The following is a 21,276-nucleotide window of genomic DNA, read 5'->3' on the forward strand; positions in this document are numbered from 1 at the left end:
GTCAAATAGTGTGATTAAAAAGCCAATCCGCTAATTTGATTGGCTTGTTACTTACTTAACGATTGACTGAGTCAAGATAAGCAAGTTCTTCACTGAATAATTCCTGCTCTACTCGACGCCAGGTTTTGCGGTAATCCCACTCAGTTGAGAGCGGTAACCAACCCAAACCGTCAAGTAACATATTGGCGTTATGGAGCACTGAGAAAGGGTCTTGCAAGCGCTGTATGCATCGACTATTTGACGCATTTTGCGCAAGCGCATTAGAACCAAAAGCAATAGACCAGTTTGCGAATACAATGGCATCAGAGCCTACTGCGGGTGAGAATTTTAAATCTCCAACTTCTACCGCATGGTTCACTAATGCATCCGCACCAGAAATCACTTCCTCTTCAAGCTTATTCAATTCATTTAGGCGGGCCGGAGAGGCTTTCTCAATCACCCAAGGGGTTTTAGCAACAATTGCGCACGTCGATAAGACAGGCTCCATGCGAGCGTAGATACGGTAGCCCACATGCATTGCAATGATCTTCTCACGAGTATTGCCATCAAAGTTGGCCGTGCGTTCAAAAAACACCGCCTCACTTTTTAGAGAATGGATACAAAGCGCGAGAATCACATCTTCTTTGCTGCAGAAATGGTTGTAGATTGTCCCTTTTGAGTAAGGGCTTGCGGCGGTCAGCTTATCCATGGTGAGATTCGCAAACCCCTGCTCTTGAACCAATGACTTTGCAAGTTGGATCAACTCCACCTCACGATCGGCGATCGCTTGTTGTTTCTTAGTCAAACCAGAAACCACACGACACCCTTCTTGTTTGTCATTTTTCTTGCAGCCAAAGTTAAACATATTTCCCTGTTCCGTATCCCTGTGTAACCCAAATGAAGTGTAACACGAATATGGTTTGCAGAAACGACATCACATTTCTGACGAATCGTCATAATTGACACTTCGTCATAATAGTTCAACAAATAAACATTTCAAGAATGAATTTATAAATCACCAAAAATAACTAGAGATTATATCGAGAGACTCGGCTTATCCCCTGCGGATGCTATCGCATAACGAATATCATCAATAAAGTTTGTCTCTGTTTGAACGATACCATCTGAAAAAGTAACGGGCTGATGAGGGCCTGCAATCAAAAGGACATTGGTAAAATCGGATACGTTAAAGTTCTCTGCCACTACATTTTTTGAATGAAAATCAAGCACAGTATTCGCGACCTGTTCTTCCAAGATAAGCAGTTGTTCTTCTGTGATTTTCATGCGAGACAAAGCGACTCGAACACACTTCTCGTGCGTGGTCGTTTGATCCTTGATGATCTCTGTGTACTTGTCGTTAAGCTTCGAGTTTTCAGCATAGCTGTAGTAAAGCGGACCATGCAGCGTAATGTTGTTTTCTTCATCAACATAAACCAGATCAAGTAATTCTAGCGCGCCTAAATAGTCCGACATACTTTGTTTCGAGAGGTCATACTTTTTCATTAGGATGGTATAGCCGTCTTTCCCACGAAGCATCCGTAATTCTCGATAAAAATCGTAAAGATGAGGAAATTGGAAAAAGACTTCGTCTTGCGTGTGGCTAAAGTAATCTTGATCCTCAGCTTGAAGTTGATTTGCCAACTTCTGCAACTCATCAAGGGTGCAGTCAACCGCGCGGCAATACTCGAGTAGCTTATCTAAAGCAAGGTTAGTACTAGTTAAATGACGTTTAAAAGTGGACAACGGCATGCCCATTTTCTCAGATAACTCTCGATATGTTAGCCCTTTAGTTTTTATCGCTTGTCGTAATGCGGCTAACAAGTACTCGGGAGTGAGTTCTCTCATCTACAATTCCTTATGGCAATGTTACAGCTGTATAGTATTTGTAACAATTTAGAATCACTTCGCAAGGCATAAGTTCATATTTTTATAAGAAAACTTTGAATTAATATACTTTCATTCACATTTATGATGTTAATATTGGCACTTAAAATGCATTCAGTTTCATTATAAGTTGTTATCAAAATAGATTATAAACATGTTAATCAACATGCTATTCGTCGCATTAACTACTAACTTGAGCGTTTTCTCAGAGTATTTCCGACTTAAGACATCACAAAAACTTAGAATATTTACCCTACAAAACATGCACCCAAAAATGCATAATCATTCAAATTGAATATGCTAAATCTCTATCTATTATTTTTTGTGAACGCTACGATCAGGATCAATAAGGTGAGTATGTAGGAACATTAGGTAGGCGTCAGAAATGCAAACGCAGAACATCACTATCGAGATTCTGCGTTTCACTTGAAATGGATAATCGAGTTGGAACTTACTACCCCATTCTATTGATCATGAGTTAGCAACACATCGTCTTGGCCAGTCGCTCTTAGACAAGCTTTACTGCAGTGCCAAATGCAAGAATCTCTGAAGAGCCATCAACGATCGAACTGGTGGTGAAACGAATACCGACAACAGCATCTGCTCCTAGGTTCGCAGCATCCTCTACCATTCGTTGAATAGCAATATTTCGGGCTTCCGTCATCATTTCGGTGTAGCCACGAATCTCACCACCAACAATGCTTTTTAAGCCAGCCATGAAATCACGCCCAATGTGCTTTGACTGAACCACATTTCCCTTCACAACACCTTTTATCTCAGCAATCTCTCGCCCAGGAATCGTCTCGGTTGTTGAATAAATCATGTTATACCTCAGTAAGATAGTTAGATAACTCAATTAAGTTACCATCTGGGTCTCTAATGTAAACCGATAGGATGTTACCAATTGCACCTGTCCGTTGAACGGGGCCATCAATAACCTCGACAGAGTGGGAGTCTAAATGGGAGAGCACGTTTGCAATTGGCGTATCACATACAAAACACAAGTCGGCACTCCCAGAGGCCACCTGACTCGCCTTAGGTTCAAATTCATTGCCTAGCTGATGAAGGTTGATTTTCTGTCGCCCGTATACCAAAGCAACACGCCCTTCGCCAAAAGTAACACTTTCCATACCGAGAACCTGTGTATAGAAATCCAGTGCGGTTTGAATATCTTTAACGGTCAGTACAAGGTGATCCAAGCGGTTTATTTTCATTAAAGCCTCTCTACAATGCTTCAGATGAGATGACTGCCTCAATCTCAATAGATAGGTCGGGGTGAATCAAACGGCTCACCTCGACTAAAGAACAAGCAGGTAAATACCCCTCATAGAAGTCGAATAATACCGATCGGATCTCTGGCAATTGGTTCATGTCGGTTACAAATATCGTCAGCTTGACGAGATCGCGTTTCTCTCTTTGTTCTTCAGTGAGTATCTGCGACAAATAAGACAGAATCGTTTTCGTTTGCTCGATTAGGCTCTCACTTTGACTTGGTGAACCCATAGCTGTCAGCCCTGACACATACAAGGTCTCACAATGTCTTGTCGCATGAACATAAGGACCAGAAATTTGCGGCAAAAATTCGTAACTGATTCGTTGAACCATGTAGTTTCCCCTTCCCTAGCGGTTGTATTTTCGTTTGTTCAGTATCTCTTTTACTTCGTGCGTTTTTTCTAAATCTATTTCATAAACATTGGCTAATGCACAAACATAATAGAGTACGTCGTAGAGTTCTTCCGCGATTGTTCCTTTAATTGTGTCCTCTGTCGGTTGTCCAGTGGCGTCATTCCTAATCGATTCAGACAACTCACCCACTTCTTCAATCAGTTTGAGGAAATAATGCTGTTTCTGTTCTGGGTCGTGATCAAACTCTTTTATATGCGCTTGTAGTTGTCGAATGTCCATTTCTAATCCTTTTGTTTGTAATCCTAATAAACCCTACCATAAGTAGATAACAGAATGATTTAACGCGATATTCCTTTACTGAGCACAATGCAATGATACTCGCGCCCTAACTCATGCTCAGTATCATCAAATTGCTCTATGTGATTGAAGCCTTGCTTAAACCAAAAGCGAAAAGCGTCAGTATTCTCAACGTACACATTTAGCATGGCTTTATTGAAAGGCGCATACTCAAGAGCAACGTCCAATACACTATCGACGATTTCCTTTCCTAATCCCCTGCATTGATAGTCAGGAACAAGACACAACATAGGGATCCATAAACACCCTTTGTACGGAAAATTCAGTTCGAGTTGGATATAACCTATCGGCTCCCCCTCCTGTGTCGATATTTTTCTGAGGTAAAAAGCTTCGAGGTCATCGGGATTTTTTGGTAGAGCACTCTTTGAAATCAGCGCTTGATATTCTGCAATTGGCCAATCACGAAAAGTATGGTCATAAGCCACTTTTTGATGATTAGAATCGAATAGAGATTTGGCTAGCTCAGCCTGTGTTGTATCAAAAGTAGAAAAGATTAAACGCTTTGATTCCCAATAGCTCGGTAACACAGATGCTCCTTATCCATGACTTAATGAGAGGAAGCAAAATAACAAATCCAACCATTAGAGCAACTTATTTGGTCAGAGTTGGGATATGAACGGGAAATGGGAAATGGGAAATGGGAAATGGGAAATGGGAAATGGGAGAGTTTGTGGTAAGGGAAACAGAAAACAATAAAAAAGGAGAGCTAATGCTCTCCTTCTCTTAATCCTAAACTGCTAATTAAAGAGCAGCTTTCGCTTTTTCAACTAGAACAGCAAATGCTGCTTTGTCGAATACTGCGATGTCCGCTAGGATCTTACGGTCGATCTCGATAGATGCTTTCTTAAGACCGTTGATGAAACGGCTGTAAGATAGACCATTTTGACGAGATGCTGCGTTGATACGTGCAATCCATAGTTGACGGAATTGACGTTTCTTAGCGCGACGGTCACGGTAAGCGTATTGACCAGCTTTAGTAACTGCTTGGAAAGCTACGCGGTAAACACGTGAACGTGCACCGTAGTAACCTTTAGCTTGTTTTAGAACTTTCTTATGACGTGCACGAGCTTGTACACCACGTTTTACGCGAGGCATTATGCTTCTCCTAAACTAAACGATTGATAACTAAAAAGAATTAAGCGTATGGCAACATACGAACAACTGCAGCAACTTCACAACGTGGAAGAATTGCATTTGGACGTAGCTGACGCTTGTTCTTAGTAGTACGCTTAGTCAGAATGTGACGTTTTGTAGCGTGCTTGTACTTAATACCACCAGCAGTTTTCTTAAAACGCTTAGCAGCACCTTTGTTGGTTTTCATCTTAGGCATGATGAATAACTCCGCATTGAGTAGGTTTAATAAACAACGTAATTAGGGCGAACAAAACCCAGCCGTTTACCTTTAAAAGGGAAACGGCCAGGTCTTAATTACTTGATGAGCCGTTAATTACTTCTTTTTAGGGGCAAGAACCATGATCATCTGACGACCTTCGATCTTACTTGGGAAAGATTCCACTACAGCAAAGTCTACAGTGTCTTCTTTCAAGCGATGAAGAACGTCAACACCGATGTCTTGGTGTGCCATTTCTCGGCCACGGAAGCGAATTGTTACCTTCACTTTGTTGCCTTCTTCAAGGAAACGCGTCAGGTTGCGTAGTTTTACCTGATAGTCTCCAATATCAGTTCCAGGACGGAATTTTACTTCCTTAATCTGAACCTGTTTTTGCTTTTTCTTCTGCTCTTTAGCAGATTTGCTCTTTTCAAAGAGGAATTTGCCGTAGTCCATAACACGACAGACTGGCGGCTCAGCGTTAGGACTGATTTCCACAAGATCCATGCCTGCTTCTTCAGCAGCTGCGATCGCTTCTTGAATCGATACAACACCAACTGATTCACCGTCAGCGCCAGTTAGTCGAACTTCACGAACGCCACGAATTTCACCGTTCATACGGTGTGGGTTTTGTTTTACCGGCTGTTGGCCGCGTCTTCCGCCTTTAATAGCTTATTCCTCCAGATTGAGCTTACGGCTAGAGATCTCGTCTTGGATGTATGCGATAAAATCATCCACTTTAAATTTACCGAGATCTTTACCTTTACGAGTACGTACTGCGATTTCGCCTGCTTCCATCTCTTGGTCACCGACTACAAGCATATACGGTACACGCTTCAAAGTGTGTTCGCGGATTTTAAAGCCAATCTTCTCATTTCTCAAGTCCGCTTTAGCTCTAATTCCACTTTTTTGTAGTTTTTGTACTACTTCTTGAACATATTCTGATTGTTTATCAGTGATGTTCATAAGAATTGCCTGTTCTGGCGCCAACCAAGTTGGGAAGAAACCAGCATATTCTTCGATAAGGATACCAATGAAACGCTCTAGTGAACCTAGAATTGCACGGTGAATCATTACCGGTACAAGACGTTCATTGTTTTCACCTACATAAGTTGCACCTAGGCGACCTGGTAGGTTGAAGTCTAGCTGAACAGTACCACACTGCCACGCACGGTCTAGACAGTCGTATAGTGTGAATTCGATCTTAGGACCGTAGAATGCACCCTCGCCTTCTTGAATTTCGTATGGGATTTCCATCGATTCAAGAGATTGTTTCAATGCTTCTTCAGATTGATCCCAGATTTCGTCTGAACCTACACGTTTTTCTGGACGAGTAGACAGCTTCACTACGATATTGTCGAAACCAAATGTTTGGTACGTATCGTACACCATCTTGATACAGTTTGTTACTTCTTCTTGAATTTGGCTCTCAGTACAGAAAATGTGAGCGTCATCCTGAGTAAAGCCACGTACACGCATGATACCGTGTAGTGCACCAGATGGTTCGTTACGGTGACATGAGCCAAACTCAGCCATGCGTAACGGTAGGTCGCGGTACGATTTAAGACCTTGGTTAAAGATCTGTACGTGACCTGGACAGTTCATTGGCTTGATTGCGTATTCACGGTTTTCAGAAGAAGTCGTGAACATTGCATCTGCGTATTTGTCCCAGTGACCAGAGCGTTCCCAAAGAACACGGTCCATCATTAGCGGACCTTTTACTTCTTGGTAGCCGTACTCATCTAGCTTAGAGCGGATGAATACTTCTAGATCACGGAAAACAGACCAACCATTGTGATGCCAGAACACCATACCAGGTGCTTCTTGCTGCATGTGGAATAGGTCTAGTTGCTTACCGATCTTACGGTGGTCACGCTTCGCCGCTTCTTCTAAGCGAGTAAGGTGCGCTTTCAGTGCTTTCTTATCGTGGAAAGCAGTACCGTAGATACGTTGAAGCATTTTGTTGTCGCTGTTACCACGCCAGTAAGCACCCGCAACATTCAATAGAGTGAAATGTTGGCAGAAGCTCATGTTAGGAACGTGAGGACCACGACACATGTCGATGTATTCTTCATGGTGGTAAAGACCTGGACGATCATCACGAGATACGTTTTCGTCTAGGATTTCCACTTTGTATGGTTCGCCACGTGATTCAAACGTATCACGTGCTTCCTGCCAGCTCACTTTTTTCTTAACAACTTCGTACTTGGTTTTCGCTAGCTCTTTCATACGCTTTTCAATCTTTTCAAGATCTTCTTGCGTTAGAGACTCATCTAAGTCGATGTCGTAGTAGAAGCCATTGTCGATGGTTGGACCAATCGCCATTTTTGCTTGTGGGTAAAGCTGCTTAAGAGCGTGACCAAGAAGGTGAGCACATGAGTGACGAACGATTTCTAGACCGTCGACTTCATCTTTTACTGTGATGATCTCAAGGCTTGCGTCTTCTTCAATTAGATCGCACGCATCAACGCGGTTACCGTTTACACGACCAGCGATAGTTGCTTTTGCAAGACCAGGACCGATCGATTGCGCAACTTCCATAGTAGAAACTGGGTTGTCAAATTGACGCTGACTGCCGTCAGGAAGAGTAATAATAGGCATGCTATGTCCTTTACAGTGGTGTTGCACACCAAGCAACACATGTTATTCAAATTAGAAGATATTTCGAGAGTCGATGACGGTCGCTCAGTAACACGAATACCGGACCTTCATCGGAACAAGGATTGTACATAGCTCACATTTAGAATGCAAAGTGCGATTTCAAAATGTCATTGAAACTTCATCACAGCAAATTCATCGATAAGCACAGAATGAGGAATTAATACAATTGAACGGCATTCAAAACATGATAAGACTATAGTTAATCTATTGAGTAATCTCACTTTAGGCTCTCATCATGATGGATTTAAGATGGCAACCTACGCTCATGAGTTGCGCCATTCTCCTATCTGCGCCAGCAATCTGTGCTTCAGATTTGTATGGTCCACTACGTTCCTATGCTCAATCTCCAGTGCAAGTTGTCGGTCACACGAACATACTTCGTTCCGGATATGCCCTCCCCTCTGGTTATGTTGAAGCGTATGGTTCGGGCACAATTGCGAGTGTCTGGGCACATACCAGCGACTATTCACTCGACTATTACCACAACCAACTCGAGTTAGGCGGTAAGTGGCAAATCAATGAAAAGTGGCAATGGGAACTGAACTATCGTTGGGTTTTTGCTGCGGATAACCATTTAGATGGATTGACCGAAAGCTTTCACGACCTGTTTGGTATTGGACAAAATGGACGTGATGAAGTCGACAAGAACCGCTTTTATATGTCGATGCCTGACTACGACATTTTAATAGAGGATTTTGAAGGTGAAACGCTAGCGAACAACCTCTCAACGTATATCCAATACCAAATAATACAAAGTGAACATCATGGTTTGTCTGTTGGTGGAAGTCTCTACTATAACGATGTTGCTCATGGCTCTTTCAAAGGCAACAGTTTTGAGCAAGGGGTACAAATCAACTACACCTATCGATTCAATGCAGCCAATGTGTTCTATTCGATGGCCGGAATGACCTTTAGAAACAGTGATAAAGCACTCGCTGATCTCCCCTATCGACATAACACAGCCGCCTTTGCTGGCGGTTATCGCTATGCACTAAAAAACAATCACCACTTCATACTTGAATACCATTGGTATCAAGGTTCGACAGAAGGGCCAAGTGAGTTTGCCGACGCATCGAATGAGTTCGTGATTGGGTATCGTTATTTAATGGAGAACTCTGCCATAGAAGTCATGGCGATTGAGAATGCGAGGAATATGGATAACAGTACCGATATCGCCTTTACATTTGGATATCGGTACTTGTTCGCTCCAGATAATGAGAGCTAGAAATATTACAGGTTCAATGTCGGCGCAATAGCTGCCGCAACTTGTGAATCAGAAGCCCCTATCGGTAATGAGAATGAACGGTATTGGTCACCCGACATACTAAACGAACGGTCAATCTCTGCTAAACAATGGATAGTCCCACCATCTAAGATAAAGGAAAGCTCTATCTCTTTCGTAGAAACGAAGCCGTTATTGCGGAATTCTAATTCTTGGTAAATACCCGAACGTGAAGAGAAGGTATTCCCACGCAAGAAGCCTTTTTCAACATCAGCTTTTACCATTGTAAAACCGGCTTGCTCGATCGCTTGAATCACACGAGCAGCAACAGGCAAAGGTTTCACCTCAATGTAATCACGATCGCGAGGGTCTATCGCAAAGCCGATGTCCAGTGTGGTCTCTACCCAAACATGACACTGGTTTTTATGTGCGTTAACGGCTGTGATGGGCGTTTCATCGTGCAATTTGAGTTCAAAAGGTACTTGTTTTTCTTCATTCGGTTGAATGACAAACGGCTCAACCGCTTTCAATTGATCAATGGTGAAAGTTTGGTAGCTAACGCTATCGTCTTCTTCCACTTTCATTTCTGTGTTCAATTTAATGGTAATGGCATCGATTTGTTGCTCAACATCACCGCCTTTAATTTGAACGTGACCACGCAAAGTCGCGCCTTGATACACACTCATCTCATCTAAAATCGTATCTACTTTTGCTGAGCCGATACCGAGTGACGCTTTTAGTTTTTTAAACATGCGATTCCTTTGTGACTGTCTGTTTTCGTTATTCTGATAAGTCTCTGTTTACACAACTGATGAAACTCCTGCAAGCAATAGACGACAAGAATGCGGACTAATTCCTTTTATCACTGCACAAAATACGTATGTCTGTTTGCAATTTGTCTATAGATTACGCAATATTTGTATAGTCAAATAAAAGGAAGCCTTTATGTCTGCACCACTCTATATGCAAATCAAACGATTTATCCTCGATAAAATTGATTCGGGTGAGTGGATGGTTGGTCATCGTATCGCAACAGAAATCGAATTGACGGAACAGTTTGGTGTGAGCCGTATGACCGTCAACAAAGCGATCCGAGACTTAGTGAATGAAGGCAAACTTCAACGCCGACCACGCCTAGGTACCTTTGTTTGCGATCCGGCAGAAAAGTCTGAATCTCCACTTTTAGACATTCGCAACATTGCCGATGAAATCAGCAATCGCGGACGAGAGCATCACAGTGAAGTGTTGCAACAAATCTCCATCAAAGCCGATGACAGTATTGCGACCAAACTTGGCGTCATGCTTGGCACAACTGTGTTTTACAGTGAGATTGTCCATTTTGAAGATCACACTCCTATCCAACTAGAACTGCGTTGGGTCAACAGCCAATATGCGCCCAACTACTTGCAACAAGATTTCACTTGTATGACGCCAAACCAGTACTTGTCGGGCAACTGTCCACTCAGTGCCATCGAACATACTGTCGAAGCGATTATCCCCGACGCTCGCGTAAAACAAGACCTAAAAATGCAAGCCAACGAGCCGTGTTTGCTGCTGAATCGTCGTACGTGGAGCCAAGATAAGCTGGTCAGCACTGCCCTCCTTTATCATCCGGGCAACAAGTACAAATTAAGCTCTAAGATCCTGCTATAAACTAGGCGTTACTTCTTCGTTTTGATCACATTTCAGCAACATTAGCCTTGTCAGTGATGCTTTTTTCTCCTATTTATTTGTATATACATTTGAAGATACAAATCAGAAGGAAACATCAGAATGGATTTGCTGATTGAAAATGCACGCCTCGTCACTATGCAAGAAGGAGAACAAGGTTACCTACCCTCTCCCCTTGCTCGCGTCGGCATTCGGTCAGGAAAAATTGTTGCACTCAGTACAGCTGCAAAAGGCGAAGACAGTGCAGAAACTGAATCCATCCTGAATCCGGACTACTACGAACAAACCATTGATCTTCAAAGCAAGCTTTTGTTGCCAGGTTTGATTGATTGTCACACTCACCTTGTTTACGCCGGAAATCGAGCCAACGAGTTTGAAATGCGCCTCAATGGTGTGCCTTATGAAGAAATCGCCAAGCAAGGTGGCGGTATTCTCTCTACCGTTCATGCTACTCGTGCCGCCACTGAAGAACAACTTATCCAGCTCGCCCTACCACGTTTAGATGGGTTACTTGCCAGTGGCGTTACCTCTATCGAAGCTAAGTCTGGTTACGGTCTCACGCTAAATGATGAAATCAAGATGCTGCGAGCAGCCAAAGCTTTAGAGCAAGAGCGCAAAGTAAAAATCACCACAACCCTGCTCTCCGCTCATGCACTTCCACCAGAATTTAAAGATCGAGCTGACGATTACATCCAACATATTTGTGATGACATTATTCCCCTCGTGGCAGAAGAAAAGCTCGCCACCAGCGTCGATGTGTTTTGTGAATCGATTGGTTTTAACTTAGCGCAAACAGAGCGTGTCTTTGAAGCGGCAAAAAAACATGGCTTGCATGTGAAAGGTCATACTGAACAGCTCTCTGATTTAGGTGGTACGGTTCTAACCGCCCAATACAATGGTCTTTCTGCCGATCATATTGAATATCTCGATGAAATTGGCGTACGTGCCCTTGCCAACTCTTCTACCGTGGCAACCTTGCTCCCTGGCGCATTTTACTTCTTACGTGAAACCCAATTACCACCTATCGATTTGCTTAGAACGCACAAGGTACCAATGGCGATAGCGACGGATATCAACCCTGGCACGTCACCGTTCGCAGATTTAACCCTGATGATGAACATGGCTTGCACTCTGTTCCGCCTAACGCCACAAGAAGCACTGCGTGGCGTCACTCAAAACGCAGCAAAAGCACTGGGTTATGGGGAATCTCGTGGCGTGATTGAAGTCGGTTATGACGCTGACTTCTCAATCTGGGATATCGAACACCCAGCAGACCTCAGTTACCAAGTCGGCGCAAAACGTTTGGTAGGTCGTATAGTCAATGGTGAATATGTCTCTCACGGAGGACTGTAACATGGCTCAATCAGATCCAAATACCACTCCATTTCACTGGCAAGGTCGCCACGATGCAGAAGATGGAGAACTGGGTAAGCGCGTTCACCACGTGATTAAAAATATTTCTGTTGAAGAGTTACCGGGCAGAAGCGAAGGCGTCTCAATCCTTGGTTTTGCGACCGATGCGGGTGTTGCCAGAAATAAAGGCCGTATTGGTGCGAAAAAGTCACCGGATTTAATCCGTCGTGCCCTAGCCAATCTCGCTTGGCACCAAGATGCACCACTTTACGATCTCGGCACTGTCGTGTGCGAAGACGACCTACTAGAGAGCAGCCAATCGCAATGCGCAGCCACGGTTGCTCAAGCACTACCCCATTCACCTGTCGTCGTCCTTGGTGGCGGACACGAGATCGCATGGGCGTCATTTTCTGGGTTGGCCGAATACTTCAAAACTCATCACCCAGAAAAGCAGCCGAAGATTGGCATAATCAACTTCGACGCACATTTTGACCTACGCGCTTTTGAAAGTTCGCTGGCAGATGTAAAACCGAGCTCAGGGACACCATTTAATCAAATCCATCACTTCTGCCAACACAATGATTGGAAGTTTCATTACGCTTGCATCGGTGTCAGTCGCAGCAGCAATACTAAAGCACTATTCCAGAAAGCGGACGAACTCAACGTTTGGTATGTGGAAGACAAACAGCTTTGCTACATGAACCACAGTTACCATTTAACGCAGCTACAGCACTTTATCGATGACTGCGATTACCTCTATCTAACGATTGATTTGGACGTATTCCCTGCGGCAACAGCACCGGGTGTTAGCGCCCCAGCAGCGAGAGGAGTCAGCTACGACATCATTTCGCCGTTTCTCGATCGAATCCTACATTACAAAAACAAGCTCATGCTGGCAGACATTGCCGAGTACAACCCCACGTATGACGTCGATAGTCAAACAGCTCGATTGGCAGCCCGCCTATGTTGGGACATCGCTAATGCTATGGCAGAGAAAAACGACGAGCCTAAATAAACCCAATAACGATTAAATAGCCAAGCACAGACTTGGTGTACACGTGAAACTAAAGGAGTCTTAAAATGACACAGCGCCAAGGACAAGATCCACGACTTGATACCAGCAGAACAATTCGTGCTCCACGCGGTACCGACCTGCGCGCCAAATCTTGGCTGACGGAAGCCCCACTTCGTATGCTGATGAACAACCTTGATCCAGACGTAGCCGAGCACCCTCACTCGCTCGTTGTATACGGTGGTATCGGTCGAGCAGCACGAAATTGGGAATGCTTCGATAAGATTGTTGAAGTGTTAGAAAGACTCGACGATGACCAAACTCTTCTCGTTCAATCAGGCAAACCAGTGGGCGTTTTCCCGACTCATAAAAATGCGCCACGCGTTCTGATTGCGAACTCAAACCTCGTACCACATTGGGCCAATTGGGAGCACTTCAATGAGCTCGATAAAGAAGGCCTGATGATGTACGGACAAATGACTGCAGGTAGCTGGATTTACATCGGCTCACAAGGCATTGTTCAAGGCACTTACGAGACCTTTGTCTCGGTAGCTAAAAAGCACTTTAACGGCGATGCAAAAGGTCGTTGGATTTTAACTGGCGGCCTTGGCGGTATGGGCGGAGCTCAGCCTCTAGCTGGTACAATGGCGGGGTTCTCAATGATTGCTGTTGAGTGTGACGAGTCACGCATCGATTACCGCCTGCGCACAGGCTACGTTGACAAGAAAGCCACATCGCTGGATGAAGCCCTGGCGATGATCAAAGAGTCCGACACGCCTATTTCTGTCGGTCTACTAGGTAACGCTGCAGACATCTTCCCTGAGCTTGTGGAACGTAACATCACGCCAGACGTAGTAACAGACCAAACCTCTGCACACGATCCACTGAACGGCTACTTACCTCAAGGTTGGAGCATGTCTCATGCAGCAGAAATGCGCTTGCAAGATGAAGCCGGCGTAGTGAAAGCGGCGAAACAATCAATGGCTGTACAAGTTCAAGCCATGCTAGAGCTGCAAAACCGCGGCGCTGCAACACTGGATTACGGTAATAACATCCGTCAAATGGCGTTGGAAGAAGGCGTCGAAAATGCGTTTGATTTCCCAGGTTTCGTGCCAGCTTACATTCGACCTTTGTTCTGTGAAGGTATTGGTCCTTTCCGTTGGGCAGCGTTGTCCGGCGATCCAGAGGACATCTACAAAACCGACCAAAAAGTTAAAGAGCTGATCCCAGATAACCCTCACCTACACAACTGGCTAGACATGGCACGTGAACGCATTCAGTTCCAAGGTCTGCCTGCACGTATCTGTTGGGTAGGTCTGAAAGACCGTGAGCGCCTTGGCCAAGCCTTTAATGAAATGGTGAAAAACGGTGAATTGAAAGCACCGGTTGTTATTGGCCGTGATCACTTAGACTCTGGCTCGGTAGCCAGCCCGAACCGTGAAACCGAAGGTATGATGGATGGCTCTGATGCCGTATCAGATTGGCCATTACTTAACGCCCTATTGAACACAGCAGGTGGTGCAACTTGGGTATCACTTCACCATGGTGGCGGCGTTGGTATGGGCTTCTCTCAACACTCAGGTATGGTGATTTGTTGTGACGGTAGTGATGATGCGTCTGAGCGCATTGCTCGTGTGCTTCACAATGACCCAGCGACGGGTGTCATGCGTCATGCCGATGCGGGATATGACATCGCAAAACAATGCGCAGCTGAGCAAAAACTGGATTTGCCAATGCTCAATGAAGAACTGAAAAAGCTGAAGTAAGGATGAAAGACATGCTCAATTTAACGCTAAAGCCGGGCCATATTAGCTTAAACGAACTACGTCAGGTGAGCCGCTCGCCTGTCAACCTTACTCTCGATCCAGAAGCCATTCCGGCCATTGAGGAAAGTACTCAAGTTGTCGACCGAGTGATTGCAGAAGATCGGACTGTTTACGGCATCAATACGGGTTTCGGTCTACTCGCGAACACTCGTATTGCACCAGAAGATCTAGAAACACTACAACGCAGTATTGTGCTTTCTCATGCTGCGGGCATCGGCAAATTTATGTCAGATGAAACCGTTCGCTTGATGATGGTGCTGAAAATCAACAGTCTTGCGCGTGGCTTCTCAGGCTTACGTTTGAAAGTGATCAACATGCTGATTGACCTTGTGAATGCGCAGGTGTACCCATGCGTGCCACAAAAAGGCTCAGTAGGCGCATCGGGTGACTTAGCGCCGCTGGCTCACATGAGTACGGTACTTCTTGGTGAAGGCCAAGCGCGTCACAATGGTAAAGTCATTTCAGGCTTAGAAGCTCTGCAAATTGCAGGTCTAGAGCCAATCACACTGGCACCGAAAGAAGGTCTTGCACTGCTTAACGGTACTCAAGCGTCAACGGCGTTTGCACTCGAAGGTTTATTCATTGCCGAGGACCTGTTCTCTTCAGCGACCGTTTGTGGCGCGATGTCGGTAGAAGCAGCACTAGGTAGCCGTCGTCCGTTCGACCCACGTATCCACCGTGTTCGTGGCCATCGTAGCCAAATGGATGCGGCGTTAGCGTATCGACACCTACTAGAAGCGACCAGTGAGATTGGTGAATCCCATACCAACTGTGAGAAGGTTCAAGACCCTTACTCATTACGCTGTCAGCCTCAAGTTATGGGGGCTTGTTTACAGCAAATTCGCAATGCGGCAGACATTCTGCAAGTAGAGGCCAACTCTGTGTCAGATAACCCGCTTGTGTTTGCAGAAGACAACGACATTATCTCTGGCGGTAACTTCCATGCTGAGCCAGTTGCTATGGCGGCTGATAACCTTGCGCTTGCGATTGCAGAGATTGGTAGCTTGTCAGAGCGTCGTATGGCACTGCTTATTGATAGTGCTCTGTCTAAGCTTCCTCCATTTTTGGTCGACAATGGCGGCGTAAACTCGGGCTTTATGATTGCACAGGTGACGTCGGCAGCGCTGGCGAGTGAAAACAAAACACTGGCTCACCCTGCTTCTGTCGATAGCTTGCCTACATCTGCAAACCAAGAAGATCACGTATCAATGGCGACTTTCGCCGCTCGTCGTCTGAAAGAGATGGGAGAAAATACGCGTGGTATTTTGGCGGTTGAATACTTGTCTGCCGCGCAAGGGTTGGATTTCCGTGCACCAAACAAATCTTCTGAGCGTATCGAAATTGCCAAGCAAATGCTGCGCGAGAAAGTCTCGTTCTACGATAAAGACCGCTACTTCGCGCCAGATATTGAGCAAGCCAATGCCCTACTCAAGCTCGCTTTGCATAACGCATTGATGCCAGAAAGCTTACTGCCAAGCGTGCATTAATCTATTGTGCTAATGACCCTAAAGGCTCCTTCTTGGAGCCTTTATTGTATTTATACGCATCAAGTCCCTCAATAATATGGTAAATCGCGGATTTATGGCCATACTGAATAATGCATAACAAAAGCGCTCTTTTTGGTGCTTTATTCCGCTGCGTTATCGTTTCATTGTTAAGATACAGTGAAGTTTTCACTGGATGGACCATTGCTACGCAGATATTCGCATATAATCCCTGACAGTTTTGGTTACTACGTAAAAATTATGTTTCTAACACCTTATTTTTCAAACACTAATCACCAATTTCAGTTCACTCGTGAGCAAGCAAGTCACTTCGCAAAACGCGTAGCTGGTGATTACAACCCTATTCACGATGAAGACAACAAACGCTTTTGTGTCCCGGGCGATCTGCTTTTTGCAGTCTTGCTGAGCAAAGAAGGCGTAAGCCAAAAGATGCGTTTCGATTTCTCTGGAATGGTGAATGATGGCGTTGCACTTCACATCGAAAATAAGTGTGAAAAAGAAAGCGCCGTGGTCGATGAAGCAGGTAAAGAATACCTACACATGTCTCGTGAAGGCGAAACAAACCAAGATCCAGCATTTATTGAACACGTGGTGACTAACTACGTTCAATTCTCTGGCATGAACTTCCCTCACATCATGGTTCCTCTAATGGAAGAGAAACAAATGATGATCAACTGCCAACGTCCACTGGTGATTTACGAAAGCATGGAAGTTGAGTTCTGTCGCCTAGACCTAACTCACCCAGAAGTCGATTTCACAGGCGCAACGTTTGATGTGGAAGGCAAACGTGGTGTTGTAACGTTAAACTTTGCATTCAAACAAGACGGTGAAGTCGTTGGTAAAGGCATCAAACGTATGGTGGCAAGTGGCCTTAAACCATACGACCAAGATGCAGTTGACGATTTGGTACAACGCTTTAACGAGCGTAAGGATGCCTTCTTAGCAAAGTTCGCTAAGGCAGCTTAGTCTTCGGAAGCAACGCTCCAGCAGACAAACCCTGCCGCTCTTTCCAAAAAAGAAATTCAATAGAAAGCCCAGCAAATATGCTGGGCTTTCTTTTTATCTGCGGTTTGTTTATTCATCAAATCCAGCGACGGACTTGGTTCTTATAATCTAGGTAATCTTCACCGAATAGTCTTTCCAAAGCGCGTTCTTCTGGCTTAATTTGGTAGCGATTCATGTACGCGACAAACAATACACCGCACAAAATAACACTGAGATGTTGCCACCACAGACCAATAGCGATAATGACAAGCAAAAGCGCTACATACATTGGATTGCGTGTGTAAGCGAATACGCCTGTATCGACCACCAGCGAAGCAGTTTCTGGTTTCACGGGGTTTACTGTCGTCTTGGCTTTACGAAACTCGTAAACACCAGCAATGCCCACAAACCCTGCTATCAAAACAAGCCCAGCAGTAACAAACTCAACAAACGGTACGGTAATTTTCATTTCTGGCACGACGTCTTTCAGCCAGTACATCAGCAATACCATCAACAAAAATAGAGCGACAGGTGGCACTTTAAGCTCAAGCTTTTTCAATCTTCATATCCTTATGAGAATAAAACGTTGTCATCGTCAGTAACGGTTCTTAAATGATAAAAAGCCCAGTTAGACTGGGCTTTCGTAAAAAGCATTATATCAAGGTTAGCAAAGCTTGAACTGGGTGCTTAGGTTTTACCCCTTCAAAGCGTTTGACTTGGCTTCGGCAGGAGTACCCCGTAATCAAGCAACGCTCGTTGTCAAGTTTGTCCAAGTTCGGCTTCCAGCTCAGATCATAAATGTCACGCGACATCGATAGCTTATCGACTTCATGGCCAAAGGTCCCTGCCATGCCACAGCAGCCTACAGGCACAGTGTTCAACACCGCACCAAAATGAGCGAAGATAGCTCCCCACTCTTTCTCTGCATTTGGCAATTTGGTTTTCTCAGTACAATGAGCGAACAGATACCAAGGTGCTTGCTCTTTAGACTCAAGAGCATCGAAATCGTCCAGTCTTGGATGAAGCCACTCATGTGCAGTCAGCACATCAAACTGACCACGCTTGCTACCCAATACTTCAGCATACTCGTCGCGGTAACACAGTACCAACGCAGGATCGACTCCCACCAATGGGATATCTAAGTCCGCGACCATCTCCAAGAACTTCGCGGTATCTTGCGCAGTGTTCTTAAACTGACGTAAGAAACCTTTGATGTGCTGCGCTTTGCCGTTTGGCTTAAATGGCAGAAGAACCGGATTCATACCTAACTTCTTAACCAGTTTGATGAAGTCTTCCACCACCTCTGCATCGTAGTAGCTGGTGAAAGGGTCTTGAACAATCAGCACATGCTTTTGTTTGTCTTCACTTGATAAGCCACTTAGTGCTTGTAGGTCATAAGCCGTGGTTAACGTCTCGACTCGCTCTTTCAAAGTCGGTACAGACAATAACGGAGCATCAACATAACCCACCGTCGAAGCCGTTAGACTTTGCACCCAAGATTGCTTGAGCACACTATTCACGACACTTGGCGCTTTGGCCATCAATGGCAACATGGATTCAATGTTCGATACCAAATAGTCTTTTGCCGGGCGTTGGTAACGAGAGTGGTAAATATTGAGGAAGCGAGAGCGGAAACTAGGTACATCCACTTTAATCGGGCACTGGCTCGCACACGCTTTACACGCCAAACAACCATTCATCGCTTCATACACTTCGTGGGAGAAGTCATATTCGTGACGACGGTTAATCGAATGACGCACACGGTCGATCATGGTTTTGATGGACGTTTTGTTTTCCAGCGTCTGCTTCTCTAAGTCGAGAATATCAATGCCCTGCTCAGTCAACTGGCGTAGCCACTCACGAACTAAACCTGCACGCCCTTTCGGCGAATGACGGCGGTCTGCAGTGACTTTCATTGAAGGACACATAGGTGAGCTGGTGTCGTAGTTAAAACACAGGCCGTTACCGTTACACTCCATCGCTTGCTTGAAGCTATCACGTACCTGTACGTCAATCTGACGATCGAAGTAGCCGCGTTTGGTGTCAGTCACTTTCACAAGCTCAGCATCGCTATTCAGCGGCGTACAGATCTTGCCTGGGTTCATTTTGTTGTGTGGGTCAAAAGCGGCTTTCACTCGGCGCAATTCAGTAAAGAGTTCTTCACCAAAGAACTCAGGGCCATACTCAGAGCGGAAACCTTTACCGTGCTCACCCCACATTAAGCCGCCGTATTTTGCCACTAGCTTAACCACTTCATCCGAGATTTCATGCATCAAGGCTTCCTGATGAGGATCGCATAGATCCAATGCCGGTCGAACATGGAGAACACCAGCATCAACGTGGCCGAACATGCCGTAGTTAAGTGATTTTGCGTCTAGCAAGTCACGAAATTCAACGATAAAGTCCGCTAAGTTTTCTGGCGGAACACAAGTGTCCTCGGCAAACGCCACAGGTTTAGCACGCCCTTTTGCTGCGCCTAATAACCCCACGGCTTTTTTGCGCATGTTGTAGATACGGCCGATACTCGCTACATCACTGCATACTTGATAGCCAATGATGCCCGCTTCTTCCGTTTCTAGCATGGTATCGAGCTTGGCCGTTAGGAACGCGACTTGAGAAGCCACCTCCTCTTCATCCTGACCAGCGTACTCGACCATGTTGATGCCGAGCATCTCTTTATCAGGTACGTCGGTAATCAAGTCACTGACGGTGTGCCAAACAATGTCTTGCTTCGCCAAGTTCAGAACTTTTGAATCCACTGTCTCAACAGACAACGCTTTCGCTTCCACCATAAATGGCGCATTACGTAGAGCCGAATCAAAACTGTTGTATTTCACGTTAACCAGAGTTCGCGCTTTAGGAATGCGGGTTAGGTTGAGCTTCGCTTCGGTGATGAACGCTAATGAGCCCTCAGCGCCGCACAAAACACGAGTTATATCGAAGCTGTCTGCCTCTTCATCAAATGCGTTTTTAAGGTCGTAGCCAGTTAAGAAGCGGTTTAACGGTGGAAACTTATCGTTAATTTGTTGGCGCTTGTCACGACATACCGATTCCGTCACACGCATTGCCGTATCGGCAAACTCCCCTTCATTTGGCAAGCCATGAGAAAGGTCGGATTCCAAAATCGAACCATCAGCAAAAACCGCTTGAAGAGAAAGAACGTGGTCTGAGGTTTTACCGTACTTAAGCGAGCCTTGACCGGACGCATCGGTGTTGATCATCCCACCAATCGTTGCACGGTTGCTGGTCGATAAGTCTGGCGAAAAGAAATAACCATACGGACGAACAGCATCATTCAGTTGGTCTTTAACCACACCCGTTTGAACACGAACCCAACCTTCTTCTTCATTTACCTCTAGAACTTGGTTCATGTGGCGAGACAAATCAACCACTATGCCCTTCGTTAAAGATTGACCGTTCGTACCCGTACCGCCACCACGAGGAGAAAAGGTAATACGCTCGTATTTTTCTTTGTTGCTAAGTTTGCCGATGAGGGAAACGTCTTGGGTGGTTTTGGGATGAACAACAGCCTGAGGAAGTTGCTGGTAGACACTGTTATCAGTGGCCACCGCGAGACGGCTAGAGTATTGGCTTTCGATATCGCCAGTGAACCCGGAGTGCTCAAGCTCTTTGAGAAAACTAAGAACAAGAGGATCGACATCCGTTTGCGAGTGTAATCTTGGTAACATTTGCTTCCTGCCCCTACTGCGCTGATCCAATCAGCTGCGGGTTATCTAATTTTTAATCATTCTCACCATCAACGACCAAAACCACTGGCAAGTTAGAGGTATGAATGAGGTTGTTTTCTTTGAATTACGTCACTTTACAACATTTAAAAAGGCGTTCAAATCAGAATCTCAATACAA

General features: G+C 45.1%; 21 protein-coding genes. 7 read left to right on the plus strand and 14 right to left on the minus strand.

Annotated elements, in window-relative coordinates:
* Window positions 1-55 precede the first annotated feature (55 nt).
* From ACLIIY_RS08110 to thrS, 11 genes are all read right to left on the minus strand, one after another.
* Window positions 56-844: a TetR/AcrR family transcriptional regulator gene (locus ACLIIY_RS08110; protein WP_009705882.1), complete on the minus strand. Its 789-nt coding sequence runs from the start codon at window positions 842-844 to the stop codon at window positions 56-58.
* 170 nt (window positions 845-1,014) lie between these two features.
* Complete coding sequence (locus ACLIIY_RS08115; protein ID WP_009705881.1) at window positions 1,015-1,824, minus strand: helix-turn-helix domain-containing protein; 810 nt, start codon at window positions 1,822-1,824, stop codon at window positions 1,015-1,017.
* A gap of 547 nt (window positions 1,825-2,371) precedes the next feature.
* Window positions 2,372-2,686 carry a heavy metal-binding domain-containing protein gene (locus ACLIIY_RS08120; protein WP_434528498.1) on the minus strand — a complete coding sequence of 105 codons (315 nt, stop codon included), beginning with the start codon at window positions 2,684-2,686 and terminating at the stop codon, window positions 2,372-2,374.
* Window position 2,687: 1 nt separating this feature from the next.
* Complete coding sequence (locus tag ACLIIY_RS08125) at window positions 2,688-3,077, minus strand: VOC family protein (protein WP_434528499.1); 390 nt, start codon at window positions 3,075-3,077, stop codon at window positions 2,688-2,690.
* Between the two features lie 10 nt (window positions 3,078-3,087).
* On the minus strand, window positions 3,088-3,468 hold the full coding sequence (locus ACLIIY_RS08130) for a RidA family protein (RefSeq protein WP_009705879.1): 381 nt from the start codon (window positions 3,466-3,468) through the stop codon (window positions 3,088-3,090).
* Between the two features lie 15 nt (window positions 3,469-3,483).
* The gene (locus ACLIIY_RS08135) at window positions 3,484-3,768 is read right to left on the minus strand and encodes a MazG nucleotide pyrophosphohydrolase domain-containing protein (protein ID WP_331404503.1); all 285 of its coding nucleotides are present in this window, start codon (window positions 3,766-3,768) and stop codon (window positions 3,484-3,486) included.
* A gap of 59 nt (window positions 3,769-3,827) precedes the next feature.
* Window positions 3,828-4,373 (minus strand): GNAT family N-acetyltransferase, encoded by a 546-nt coding sequence (locus ACLIIY_RS08140; RefSeq protein ID WP_434528500.1) that lies wholly within the window; start codon window positions 4,371-4,373, stop codon window positions 3,828-3,830.
* A 214-nt stretch (window positions 4,374-4,587) separates the two neighbouring features.
* The gene (rplT, locus tag ACLIIY_RS08145; RefSeq protein WP_004727974.1) at window positions 4,588-4,941 is read right to left on the minus strand and encodes a 50S ribosomal protein L20; all 354 of its coding nucleotides are present in this window, start codon (window positions 4,939-4,941) and stop codon (window positions 4,588-4,590) included.
* Window positions 4,942-4,981: 40 nt separating this feature from the next.
* Complete coding sequence (gene rpmI / locus ACLIIY_RS08150; RefSeq protein ID WP_009705876.1) at window positions 4,982-5,176, minus strand: 50S ribosomal protein L35; 195 nt, start codon at window positions 5,174-5,176, stop codon at window positions 4,982-4,984.
* Window positions 5,177-5,293: 117 nt separating this feature from the next.
* Window positions 5,294-5,845 (minus strand): translation initiation factor IF-3, encoded by a 552-nt coding sequence (gene infC / locus ACLIIY_RS08155; protein WP_074050532.1) that lies wholly within the window; start codon window positions 5,843-5,845, stop codon window positions 5,294-5,296.
* 3 nt (window positions 5,846-5,848) lie between these two features.
* Window positions 5,849-7,777 (minus strand): threonine--tRNA ligase, encoded by a 1,929-nt coding sequence (gene thrS / locus ACLIIY_RS08160; protein WP_009705874.1) that lies wholly within the window; start codon window positions 7,775-7,777, stop codon window positions 5,849-5,851.
* A gap of 295 nt (window positions 7,778-8,072) precedes the next feature.
* Here thrS and ACLIIY_RS08165 point away from each other — a divergent pair, with 295 nt between their 5' ends.
* Window positions 8,073-9,062, plus strand: a complete 990-nt coding sequence (locus ACLIIY_RS08165; protein ID WP_434528501.1) for a DUF3187 family protein — start codon at window positions 8,073-8,075, stop codon at window positions 9,060-9,062.
* A 5-nt stretch (window positions 9,063-9,067) separates the two neighbouring features.
* Here the strand turns inward: ACLIIY_RS08165 and ACLIIY_RS08170 are convergent, their stop codons facing one another.
* A complete protein-coding gene (locus ACLIIY_RS08170; protein ID WP_005443164.1) occupies window positions 9,068-9,811 on the minus strand; it encodes a sporulation protein in 744 nt (247 codons plus the stop codon).
* A 193-nt stretch (window positions 9,812-10,004) separates the two neighbouring features.
* Between ACLIIY_RS08170 and hutC the strand changes: the two genes are divergently transcribed.
* From hutC to ACLIIY_RS08200, 6 genes are all read left to right on the plus strand, one after another.
* Window positions 10,005-10,712 carry a histidine utilization repressor gene (gene hutC / locus ACLIIY_RS08175; RefSeq protein ID WP_005536165.1) on the plus strand — a complete coding sequence of 236 codons (708 nt, stop codon included), beginning with the start codon at window positions 10,005-10,007 and terminating at the stop codon, window positions 10,710-10,712.
* A gap of 120 nt (window positions 10,713-10,832) precedes the next feature.
* Window positions 10,833-12,083: an imidazolonepropionase gene (gene hutI / locus ACLIIY_RS08180; protein ID WP_434528502.1), complete on the plus strand. Its 1,251-nt coding sequence runs from the start codon at window positions 10,833-10,835 to the stop codon at window positions 12,081-12,083.
* Window position 12,084: 1 nt separating this feature from the next.
* On the plus strand, window positions 12,085-13,098 hold the full coding sequence (hutG, locus tag ACLIIY_RS08185; protein ID WP_434528503.1) for a formimidoylglutamase: 1,014 nt from the start codon (window positions 12,085-12,087) through the stop codon (window positions 13,096-13,098).
* A gap of 65 nt (window positions 13,099-13,163) precedes the next feature.
* The gene (hutU, locus tag ACLIIY_RS08190) at window positions 13,164-14,861 is read left to right on the plus strand and encodes a urocanate hydratase (protein ID WP_020194865.1); all 1,698 of its coding nucleotides are present in this window, start codon (window positions 13,164-13,166) and stop codon (window positions 14,859-14,861) included.
* A gap of 11 nt (window positions 14,862-14,872) precedes the next feature.
* Entirely contained in the window at window positions 14,873-16,408 is a 1,536-nt protein-coding gene (hutH, locus tag ACLIIY_RS08195) for a histidine ammonia-lyase (protein ID WP_033006955.1), read from the plus strand.
* 258 nt (window positions 16,409-16,666) lie between these two features.
* A complete protein-coding gene (locus tag ACLIIY_RS08200; protein ID WP_009705868.1) occupies window positions 16,667-17,392 on the plus strand; it encodes a DUF3581 domain-containing protein in 726 nt (241 codons plus the stop codon).
* A 115-nt stretch (window positions 17,393-17,507) separates the two neighbouring features.
* On the opposite strand, the gene ACLIIY_RS08205 is transcribed toward ACLIIY_RS08200, so the two are convergent.
* Together ACLIIY_RS08205 and ydiJ are read right to left on the minus strand one after the other, a co-directional pair.
* Window positions 17,508-17,969, minus strand: a complete 462-nt coding sequence (locus ACLIIY_RS08205; RefSeq protein WP_033006935.1) for a methyltransferase family protein — start codon at window positions 17,967-17,969, stop codon at window positions 17,508-17,510.
* Between the two features lie 94 nt (window positions 17,970-18,063).
* Window positions 18,064-21,099 (minus strand): D-2-hydroxyglutarate dehydrogenase YdiJ, encoded by a 3,036-nt coding sequence (gene ydiJ, locus ACLIIY_RS08210; protein ID WP_171370207.1) that lies wholly within the window; start codon window positions 21,097-21,099, stop codon window positions 18,064-18,066.
* Window positions 21,100-21,276 lie beyond the last annotated feature (177 nt).

Origin of the sequence: Vibrio sp. K4 (assembly GCF_051122595.1) — a bacterium.
GTDB lineage: Bacteria > Pseudomonadota > Gammaproteobacteria > Enterobacterales > Vibrionaceae > Vibrio > Vibrio owensii.